A 9,414-nucleotide genomic window follows, 5' to 3' on the forward strand; every position below is an offset into this window, starting at 1 on the left:
AGGCCTCCTGCGGTTCGAATTTTGCCGACCTCAGGTGGGACGAACGGCAGCGCTTTGCAAGCAGATCGCCTCCCACAGGATTGCCGGTTGCGGCAACGCGACATCTTTGCGTCGGCGCGACCGAACCGCTAAGAGTGTTCGCCAAGCCAGGGCCTTCACGGCGCCAACCCGGCGCCCGATGGAAATAACGACGGACTTCACTGATGATGCGTTCAATTCTGGTCGGTATTCTCGTCCTGATGGCCGCCGGAATCGGCTGGCTCACCTTCGACTGGTACCGCGGACACTATGGCGGCGAGCCGTTCGGAGCACCTTTCACGCTGGTCGACCAGAAGGGCGCGCCGGTCACCGAAGCCGCCTTTCGCGGCCACCCCAGCGTCGTCTTCTTCGGCTTCACACACTGTCCGGAAGTCTGCCCGACCACGCTTTTCGAGTTGGCCGGCTGGCTGAAGACGATGGGCGACGACGGCAAGAACCTGCGCGCCTATTTCGTTACGGTCGACCCGGAGCGCGATACGCCCGAAATCATGAACACCTATGTCAGCAATTTCTCCGATCGCATCCTCGGCATATCAGGCGATCCCGACAAGGTCCACGCCATGGCCAAGTCCTTCGGCATCTACTGGAAGAAAGTCGACACGAACGACGGCGACTACACGATGGACCACACTGCTTCGGTGCTGCTGCTCAACGCCAAGGGCGATTTCGCCGGCACCATTGCCTATGGCGAAAGCCCGGATGCCGCCATCGCCAAGCTCAAACGGCTGGCGGCGGAAGGTTGACACATCCGGTAATGACGCAGACGCGTTTGTATTTCACCGCGGGCAAGATCGAGGCTGATCGCATCTTCGCGGCGCTCGGTGCGGCATTCGACGATGAGGGCCTGCCGATTGCGGTGCTCGAGGTCGACGAGGACCGCGACATCCACGAAGTATCGCTCTATGCCGACGACGACGTCGATGCGGTCGAGGCGCGGCTTAGGGACATCCTTGCCGGACTGTCGCTGTCGAAACCGATAGCGCGCGAAGCGCTGCCCGACATCGACTGGGTGGCGCGCTCGCTGGAGGGATTGAAGCCGGTGCGGGCCGGGCGCTTCTTCGTCCATGGCGCGCATGACCGCAGGAAGCGCCACAGCGGCGAGCTCGCCATCGAGATCGAGGCCGGCCTTGCCTTCGGTACCGGCCATCACGGCACCACCGCCGGCTGCCTCGAAATGCTGGAGCAGGTCGTACGGCGCGAGCATCCGCGCAACGCGCTCGACCTTGGCACCGGCAGCGCGGTGCTCGCCATCGCGGTGGCCAGGCTCGCGCATATACCGGTGCTGGCGACCGACATCGACCCGGTCGCCGTCAAGGTGGCCGCCGCCAATGCGCGGCTGAACCAGGTCAAGGGGCTCATTGAAACGGTGGCGGCGCCCGGTTTTCATCATCCGATCTTTGCCGCGCGTGCGCCCTTCGACCTGATCGTCGCCAACATATTGGCGCGGCCGCTGATGCGTCTGGCGCCGCAAATGGCCGGACATATCGCGCTCGGTGGCTCGATCGTTTTGTCGGGCATCCTCGAGCGCCAGCGCGATGCGGTAATCGCGGCCTATGTCGGCCAGAAATTCCGGCACGTCCGCACCTTGCACCGCGAGGGCTGGGTGACGATTCACCTCAAACGCTGAGGCGCAGCGCCTTCAACGCAAGCCGGAATCAGCTCGGACCTAGCGCGAGTTCGCCGCTTTCTTCAGCTGTTCGCGATCATAGCCGTGAGCTTTCAGCGTTTCGTCGTCAAAGCCAAGCAGAACGCCGCTCACATACCGGCTCGCCTCGCGCTGGCGAGCTTCGATCAGCGCTTTCACAGCGTTTCTGAAAAATCCGCGTCTAGGTGAAATCGTGGACATGACGGTCTCCTTTGCAGGGCAATAGGACTCTTTCCTCCACGTGAAGAAGGTAAGCCTTGCTGACGCTTTTTGAAATCGCCGATTCTGCATGGCCTCCATGCGCAAAGAGACACGCAGCAACCGGGAATGATCGTTCCGAAAATCGATTCCGATTTTCGAGGTCATGCGCTACGGTCGCGCCAGCATTCGAGGAGAGCCGACATGTTCCAGACCTTCGATTCCGCCGGCGATCCGGCCGTTGGCAAGCCGCGCGTGGCAATGCTGCGCCAATGGTTGGCGGCGAACGGGCTGGATGGCTTCATTGTGCCCCGTGCCGACGAGCACCAGGGCGAATATGTCGCCGATCGCTCGGCACGGCTGAAATGGCTGACCGGCTTCAGCGGCTCGGCCGGAGTCGCCATTGTGCTTGGCGAGCGCGCCGTCATGTTTGTCGACGGGCGCTACACGCTGCAGGTGCGCCAGGAGGTCGATCTCGACATCTTTTCGATCGAGAGCCTTGTCGACAACCCGCCGGCCAACTGGATAAAGGACAATCTCGGCAAGGGCGTGCGGTTGGGCTTCGATCCGTGGCTCCATACGATCAGTGACGTCAAGGCGCTGAAGGCCTCGGCCGAGAAGTCCGGCGCGACTTTGGTGCCGCTCGAACAAAATCCAATCGACGCCATCTGGCAGGACCAGCCCGGGCCGCCACTGGCGCCGGTCGAGATCCACCCGATCGGCTTTGCCGGCGAACTGGCCAAGGACAAGCTGGTGCGGCTGGCGGCGGCCATCGAGAAGGACGGCGCCACCCATGCCGTACTGACCGACCCCTCCTCCATTGCCTGGGCCTTCGACATCCGTGGCGGCGACGTACCGCACACACCGCTGGCGCTCGGCTTTGCCGTGCTCGCCGCCGACGGCTCGCATCTGCTTTTCATGGACCAGCGCAAGTTTTCGCGCACCGTCGCGGCCTACCTGACGCAGCTCGCCGAATTGCACGAACCAGGTGAATTCGAAACGGCAATCGTCACTCGGGCCAAGGGCGGCGCAAAAATCGCGCTGGACCCGGTTCTCGCGGCGGACAAGCTCAGAATGCTGGTCGAGGATAATGGCGGCACCGTCATTGCCACGGCCGATCCGGCCCGCATTCCACGCGCAACAAAGAACAAAGCTGAGATCGCCGGCGCACGCGCCGCACATCGCCGCGACGGCGCCGCGGTCGCCAAGCTGCTGTGCTGGCTCGACCGCCAGAAGCCCGGCACGCTCGACGAAATCGCCGTTGTCACCAGGCTTGAGGAGACGCGCCGTCAGACCGGCGAAGAAACGCAGATGCCGCTGCGCGACGTATCGTTCGATACCATCTCCGGCGCTGGTCCTAACGGCGCCATCATGCACTACCGCGTCTCCCGCGCCACCAATCGCAAGCTGGGGGATGGCGAGCTGTTCCTGCTCGATTCCGGCGGGCAGTACCAGGACGGCACCACCGACATTACCCGCACGGTTCCGATTGGCGCGCCAACCGAGGAGATGCGCGAGCGCTTCACGCTGGTGCTGAAAGGCATGATCGGCATCTCCATGCTGCGCTTCCCCCAGGGCACGCGCGGCTCCGAAATCGATGCAGTGGCGCGCCTGGCGCTATGGAGACACGGCTGCGATTTCGCCCATGGCACCGGGCACGGTGTCGGCTCCTATCTTGCCGTGCATGAGGGCCCGCAGCGTATCGCCAAGACCGGTACCGAAAAGCTGCTGGCCGGCATGATCGTCTCCAACGAGCCCGGCTATTACAAGGAAGGTTCCTACGGCATCCGCATCGAGAACTTGATTCTGGTGACACCGGCCGAGGCAATCGAGGGCGGCGACATCGCCATGCACGCCTTCGAGACACTGACGCTGGCGCCGATCGACAAGCGGCTGGTCCGATCGGACCTTTTAACCCGCGACGAGTTGCATTGGCTTGACGAATACCATGCGCGCGTACTGGCCGAGATCGGACCGATGCTCGACGGCGAAACGCTGGCCTGGCTGGAAAAGGCAACCGCGCCGCTGCCGCACGACTTCAAGCAATAGCCGCGGCGGCATCGCCGGTTGACAGGCTTTGCTCCGCAAGCAGTCCCTGCAAAGCGGTGACGTTGGGAGAACCGGCTCCCTTGCGCCAGAACAACACCGTGACGGCGTTGTCTTCGTCAGAGGGCAGTTCGTGCAGCTTTAGCCAGCGGCTTTCCGGGAAACCCGAAAGCACGCTTTTCGGCATCAGCGCTATGCCCATGCCAGCCACCACGCAACCAAGGATGGCATGGTATGAACCAAGCTCGATGGTTTTCTCGGCCATGAACCCTCTGCGCGCATACCATTGTTCCAGCCGCTTGCGGTGCGGACAGCCGTGCTCGAAGGCTATCATGGTTTTGGGCATGTCCAGGTGGTCTTCGACCGAAACGCGCGATGCCGCCGAGACAATGACCAGCTGCTCGTGGAATGCGGGCAGCTTTTCGAACGGAACGTCAGCGATCGGCTCGGCGGCGAACGCAGCATCGAGCTCACCGGCAAGCATGGCGGTCGCGAGAACCTGCGGATTGCCGGTGCGCAACTGGATTTCCACTTCGGGATGCCGTGCATGGTATTCGGCGAGCAGACTTGGAAGCCGTGCCGCGGCGGTGCTCTCCATAGCACCTAGGCGAAGAGTGCCGCGCGGGCGTGGATCGAGCATCGCCGTTCGCGCCTCCTCCGCAAGCGCCAGCAGCCGATCCGCGTAGCCGACCAATCTGTGACCGGCCGGCGATACGTGCAGGCGCTTGCCCTCCCGGATAAACAGCTGCACGCCGAGATCCTCCTCGAGCTGCCGGATGCGTGTGGTCACGTTCGACTGCACGCGAAACAGTTTTTCCGCCGCCCTGGTGATTCCACCCTCGCGCACCACCGTGCGGAAGATGCGCAGATCGGCCAAATCCATACATCTCTCCTGGAGAACATAACGATCTTAATTATTCATTTTAACTGATTACGCCTTTCCCGTAAATCGCCGGTGTAGCTGCCGATCAACACGGCAAACCAGGGGAGATGGAAATGTCGCGTGAGCCCTTCGGCATCCAGCCGATCGATCTAAGCGCATTGACGCCGAAGCAGCGCGAAGCGCTCTATAGCGACGCCGTGCTTGGCGCCCACCAGGAGAGAGCGGAGGCGATCCGGCTGAGCCTGTCGCGGGTCGGTGCGGCAATAGTCGCTGCGGTAAAGCGCATGTGTGCTCTCGCCGCCAAAGCAAAAGTCGATCAGCCGACGAGCTGCCGCGCGAGGATCAGCACGGCAGCACCCGCCAGGAACATCGCCATCAGACCGCCGCGCAGTGAGACAAGGCCGGCAACGATCAAGGCTGCCCATTCCGCCGGCCCGGCGCTGAGCGCCGCCGGCGCCACCAGCGTGGTCAGCACCGCCGCCGGAACGGCGCTGAGCCCGGCCTCGACGCGCGGATGGATATGGTCGAAGCGGGAGATCACCAGATGACCGCCGATGCGGGTCAGATAGGTCGCGATGGAACCGGCGATGATGATCCACAAGGTCGTGCTCATGGCCGTGCCTCCACGCCGCTGTGGCGGGGCGGCAGGATGACGGCGAGCAGCACGCCGGCCAGCGCACCGATGGAGACATGCCAGGGCGAGCCGACCGTTTTGTATGCAATGATGGAGGCGGCAGCGCTGGCGACGACCACCGGCAGCCACAGCGGCCGCTTGCGGAAGCTCATGACCAGGCCGAGAAAATAGATCGGCAGCAGGAAATCGATGCCCAACGCATGGGTGTCGGGAATAAGCTTGCCGAACATCGCGCCGAGCGCGCTTTCGATGATCCAGAACACATAGACCGGCAGCCCAAGCCCCATATACCAGGTGAACCCGACGGTCTCGCCGGCCTCAGCCTTGCGCTCGGCCACCGCGAACTGCGGATCGGTAAGCACGAAGTAGCCTATCGCCTGCTGGATCAGCGGCCAATGCGCGATGCGTCGGCCGATGCCAGCCGAATAGAGCACATGGCGAAAATTCACCGCGAAGATCGACAGCACGATCAGCCACGGCGCGACATGCTGGCCGAACAGCTCGATGCCGACCATCTGGCTGGCGCCGCCGAACACCGTTGCGCTCATCAGGAACGCTTCGAGCACGGAAAACCCGTTGTCGACTGCGAGCGCACCGAACAGCAATGCAAACGGCGCCGACGCCACCACGACGGGCATGCTGAGCCGCACGCCGTCCCAGAAATCGCTTTTCGCTCCGTTTTCGGAGATTGCTTCCGCCGACATCGATCGCTCCTTGGGAACGGCCGTATGTAGAGAGAGCGGCCCGGCTTGTCACACCAATTTGCTTGAGGCAAACGATCAGCGGAAATGATGGCTGAAGCGTCGCGGCAAGCTCGCTTCCGAGCCTAGCGCGGCGAAGCCTTGCCTTCGATCGCCCTGCCCCAGTCAAGCAGCGGTTTTGCCTGCATGACGAAGTCGACGAGTTCGTCGACCAATCCAGCTCCGTAGATATCCGCCGGCTCGATTGCGTGCCGGACGGCAAAATGCCGGTTGCGGATCGCGGCAGCGAGATCGGGCTCGGCGATATGCTCGAAGCCGCGCGGCGTGCGCTTCATGCAGCCGTCCGGGTCGAACTCGAGGCCGTTCTTCTTCAGCGCCGCAACGAGGCTGCGGAATTCAGCGGGCCGCTTCGCGATCGCGTTGCGCAGCGCCAGCAATAGCTCCGGTCCGGGCTGCCACCAGGCAATGGCGGCAAAGCAGCGCTCGAGCCCGATATGGACGTAAAACACGCCCTGTTCCATCTTGGTGCCGTCGGGCGAAAGGATCGCCGACAAATGCCGGTTATAAGGCCGTTTGTCCTTGGCGAAACGCACATCGCGATTAATCCGGAACAGCGACTTCTTGCGGTCGCCGCGCAGGCCGAGCCCCAATGCCATGAAGCGCTCGGAGAGCGTCTCGACCAGATCGCCGAAGGGATCGCGCAGGTCGCGTTCGAAAAGGTCGCGGTTTTCCAAAAACCACTCCCGGCTCTGATGAAAATCCAGCGCCTTGAGGAAGGGAATGGCCTTTTGCCCAAAACCGTTGAACGCAGCAGCCATCACGCGCCCTTGCCGATCCGCTGCAACCAGGTGTCCTCGTCGATCACCTCGATGCCGAATTTGGTCGCGTCCTTCAGCTTGGAACCGGCGCCTGGCCCTGCCACCAGAAGATCGGTCTTCGCGGAAACCGAGCCGGCGACCTTCGCGCCGAGACGTTCGGCCATCGCCTTGGCCTCCGGGCGCGTCATCTTTTCCAGCGTGCCTGTAAACACAATTGTCTTGCCGGCGACCGCACTATCGGCTGAGACGTTCACAATGTACGGCTTCGGATGGATCTGTGTGAGCAGTGCTTCAAGCACGGCGTCGTTGCGTTCATTGCCGAAGAAATCGCGAAGCGCGCCTATCACGGTATCGCCGATGCCGTTGATCGAAGGAAAAACGGTGTGTGGATCGGCTGCCGCTGCTGTCTCCTTGCCAATGCGGATCAACTCCTCGATCGTCGAGAAGGTTCGGGCGAGCACAGCGGCCGTCGTTTCGCCGATATGGCGGATGCCCAGCGCAAAGATGAAGCGATCGAGTTCGGGTTCGCGGCGGGCGTCGATGGCAGCGAAGAGCTTGTCGAGGCCGTCATAGTTGCGTTCCTCGACGCTCCGTACATTCTTGCGCGTTTTGCCCGATGCGGCCTCGCGCTGCCTGGCCTGCTCCTCCCGTCGCTCCGCCAGCGCCTTGGTGACGGCGGGACGGCGGTCCCGGAGGGTGAAGATATCGGCGGCTGTCTTGACCAACCCGGCATTGAAGAACAGGTCTATGTTTTCGGCGCCCAGGCCTTCGATATCCATGGCGCCGCGCGACACAAAGTGGCGTAATCCTTCCACGGCCTGCGCGGGGCAGATCAGCTCGCCGGTGCACCGTCGGCGGGAATCTTCCTTGCCGGTCTTCTCGTTGATCTCGCGCGTTGCCGGCGAGCCGCAGATCGGACATTTGTACGGGAATTCGTAGGGCACCGCATCTGGCGGACGCTTGTCGGCTACGACGCTGACGATCTGCGGAATGACGTCCCCTGCCCGCTGGATGACCACCGTGTCGCCGATACGCACATCATAGCCGTCGCGGATCGGCTGGCCGTTGCTGTCCAGACCCTTGATGTAGTCTTCGTTGTGAAGCGTGACATTTTCGACCACGACGCCGCCGACCGTGACGGGCGCAAGCCGGGCAACGGGCGCCAGCGTACCGGTACGGCCGACCTGAATGTCGATCCTGAGCACGGTCGTCATCGCCTGTTCGGCCGGAAATTTGTGAGCGATCGCCCAGCGTGGTTCGCCGGTGACAAAGCCCCATCTGCGCTGCAACTCCAATTGGTCGACCTTGTAGACGACGCCGTCGATGTCGTAGCCCAGCGATGAGCGCTGGGTCTCGATTAGGTGATAGTGCGCGACGAGTTCCTCGACCGATCTTGCCCGGACCATCAGCGGGCTGACCTTGAATCCCCACTCCGCGAATTTTTGCACGGAATCGTATTGGGTCGGAGCTGGATCCTTTGAAGTATAGCCCCAGGCGTAAGCAAAGAATTTAAGGTTGCGGCTGGCGGTAACTAACGGGTCCTTTTGGCGGAGCGACCCGGCCGCCGTGTTACGCGGATTGACGTAATCCTGGCCGCCTATCGCCGCCGAACGTTGCTTCAGCGCCTCGAATTCCGCGTAGGTCATATAGACCTCACCGCGTATTTCGATGACCTCGGGCCAGTCCGATCCCTTCAAGGTCTTGGGAATATCGGCGATGGTCCTGAGATTGGCGGTGATGTCCTCGCCGACCACGCCGTCGCCGCGCGTTGCTCCCTGCACGAACACACCGCCTTCATACCGCAGGGAAGCCGATAGCCCGTCGATCTTCGGCTCCGCCGTGAAGGCGATGTTCAGATCCTTGTCGCGGTCAAAGAATCGCCGGCCCCGTTCTATGAAGTCCGCGACGTCCTGGTCGGTATAGGCCTTGGCAAGGCTGAGCATCGGCACCGCGTGGCGCACCTTGGCAAAACCTTCCGCCGGCGGCGCGCCGACCCTGCGTGAGGGCGAATCCTCGCGCACAAGATGCGGGAACCGCTGCTCGATGGCGAGGTTGCGCCGGGTCAGCGCGTCATATTCCGCATCCGTGATTATCGGCGCGTCCTCGCCATGGTAGCGCCGGTCGTGCTCGGCGATCGCCTGCGCCAACCCCTTCAACTCGCTTGCCGCCTCGCTTTCGCTGAGCAAATCGACTGGTTTTTCGTCCATGCACTGCTCCCTCCACGGTGGCGCGACACAATAGAACAGGATTCTCTCACGAGGGAGAGACCAGGCACGGAAAATCATTCCTGAACAGCAGGATGGCGCCAGACCCTGACTCAGGTCGCGAGCGCCGGAAACGAACTCGTCTAGAGTATCCGTGTTGGTCAAGGGAGAGATGGTGTCCAGGTCCGATTGTCCCTGAGTAGTGCGTTTGCGAGGATGATGAGCTTTCGCATGATGGCTGTGATG

General features: G+C 62.6%; 9 protein-coding genes. 3 read left to right on the forward strand and 6 right to left on the reverse strand.

Going from position 1 to position 9,414, the window contains the following annotated elements; genetic code table 11:
- Positions 1 to 203: 203 nt before the first annotated feature.
- Positions 204 to 782: an SCO family protein gene (locus tag NKJ91_RS17285; protein ID WP_352450110.1), complete on the forward strand. Its 579-nt coding sequence runs from the start codon at positions 204 to 206 to the stop codon at positions 780 to 782.
- Positions 783 to 793: 11 nt separating this feature from the next.
- Positions 794 to 1,666 (forward strand): 50S ribosomal protein L11 methyltransferase, encoded by an 873-nt coding sequence (locus tag NKJ91_RS17290; RefSeq protein WP_352456551.1) that lies wholly within the window; start codon positions 794 to 796, stop codon positions 1,664 to 1,666.
- Between the two features lie 39 nt (positions 1,667 to 1,705).
- Here NKJ91_RS17290 and NKJ91_RS17295 read toward each other — a convergent pair whose 3' ends face one another.
- Entirely contained in the window at positions 1,706 to 1,885 is a 180-nt protein-coding gene (locus NKJ91_RS17295; protein WP_031211768.1) for a hypothetical protein, read from the reverse strand.
- A gap of 201 nt (positions 1,886 to 2,086) precedes the next feature.
- Between NKJ91_RS17295 and NKJ91_RS17300 the strand changes: the two genes are divergently transcribed.
- Positions 2,087 to 3,931: an aminopeptidase P family protein gene (locus NKJ91_RS17300; protein WP_352456552.1), complete on the forward strand. Its 1,845-nt coding sequence runs from the start codon at positions 2,087 to 2,089 to the stop codon at positions 3,929 to 3,931.
- On the opposite strand, the gene NKJ91_RS17305 is transcribed toward NKJ91_RS17300, so the two are convergent.
- From NKJ91_RS17305 to ligA, 5 genes are all read right to left on the reverse strand, one after another.
- On the reverse strand, positions 3,921 to 4,811 hold the full coding sequence (locus tag NKJ91_RS17305) for a LysR family transcriptional regulator (protein ID WP_352456553.1): 891 nt from the start codon (positions 4,809 to 4,811) through the stop codon (positions 3,921 to 3,923). The genes NKJ91_RS17300 and NKJ91_RS17305 overlap by 11 nt on opposite strands.
- 316 nt (positions 4,812 to 5,127) lie before the next feature.
- Complete coding sequence (locus NKJ91_RS17310; RefSeq protein ID WP_352456554.1) at positions 5,128 to 5,424, reverse strand: AzlD family protein; 297 nt, start codon at positions 5,422 to 5,424, stop codon at positions 5,128 to 5,130.
- On the reverse strand, positions 5,421 to 6,149 hold the full coding sequence (locus tag NKJ91_RS17315) for an AzlC family ABC transporter permease (RefSeq protein ID WP_352456555.1): 729 nt from the start codon (positions 6,147 to 6,149) through the stop codon (positions 5,421 to 5,423). The genes NKJ91_RS17310 and NKJ91_RS17315 overlap by 4 nt, the downstream gene beginning before the upstream one ends.
- A gap of 122 nt (positions 6,150 to 6,271) precedes the next feature.
- Complete coding sequence (locus NKJ91_RS17320) at positions 6,272 to 6,964, reverse strand: DUF2461 domain-containing protein (protein ID WP_352456556.1); 693 nt, start codon at positions 6,962 to 6,964, stop codon at positions 6,272 to 6,274.
- A complete protein-coding gene (gene ligA, locus NKJ91_RS17325; protein ID WP_352456557.1) occupies positions 6,964 to 9,171 on the reverse strand; it encodes an NAD-dependent DNA ligase LigA in 2,208 nt (735 codons plus the stop codon). The genes NKJ91_RS17320 and ligA overlap by 1 nt, the downstream gene beginning before the upstream one ends.
- Positions 9,172 to 9,414 lie beyond the last annotated feature (243 nt).

Origin of the sequence: Mesorhizobium sp. M0040 (assembly GCF_040323505.1) — a bacterium.
Classification (GTDB): Bacteria; Pseudomonadota; Alphaproteobacteria; order Rhizobiales; family Rhizobiaceae; genus Mesorhizobium.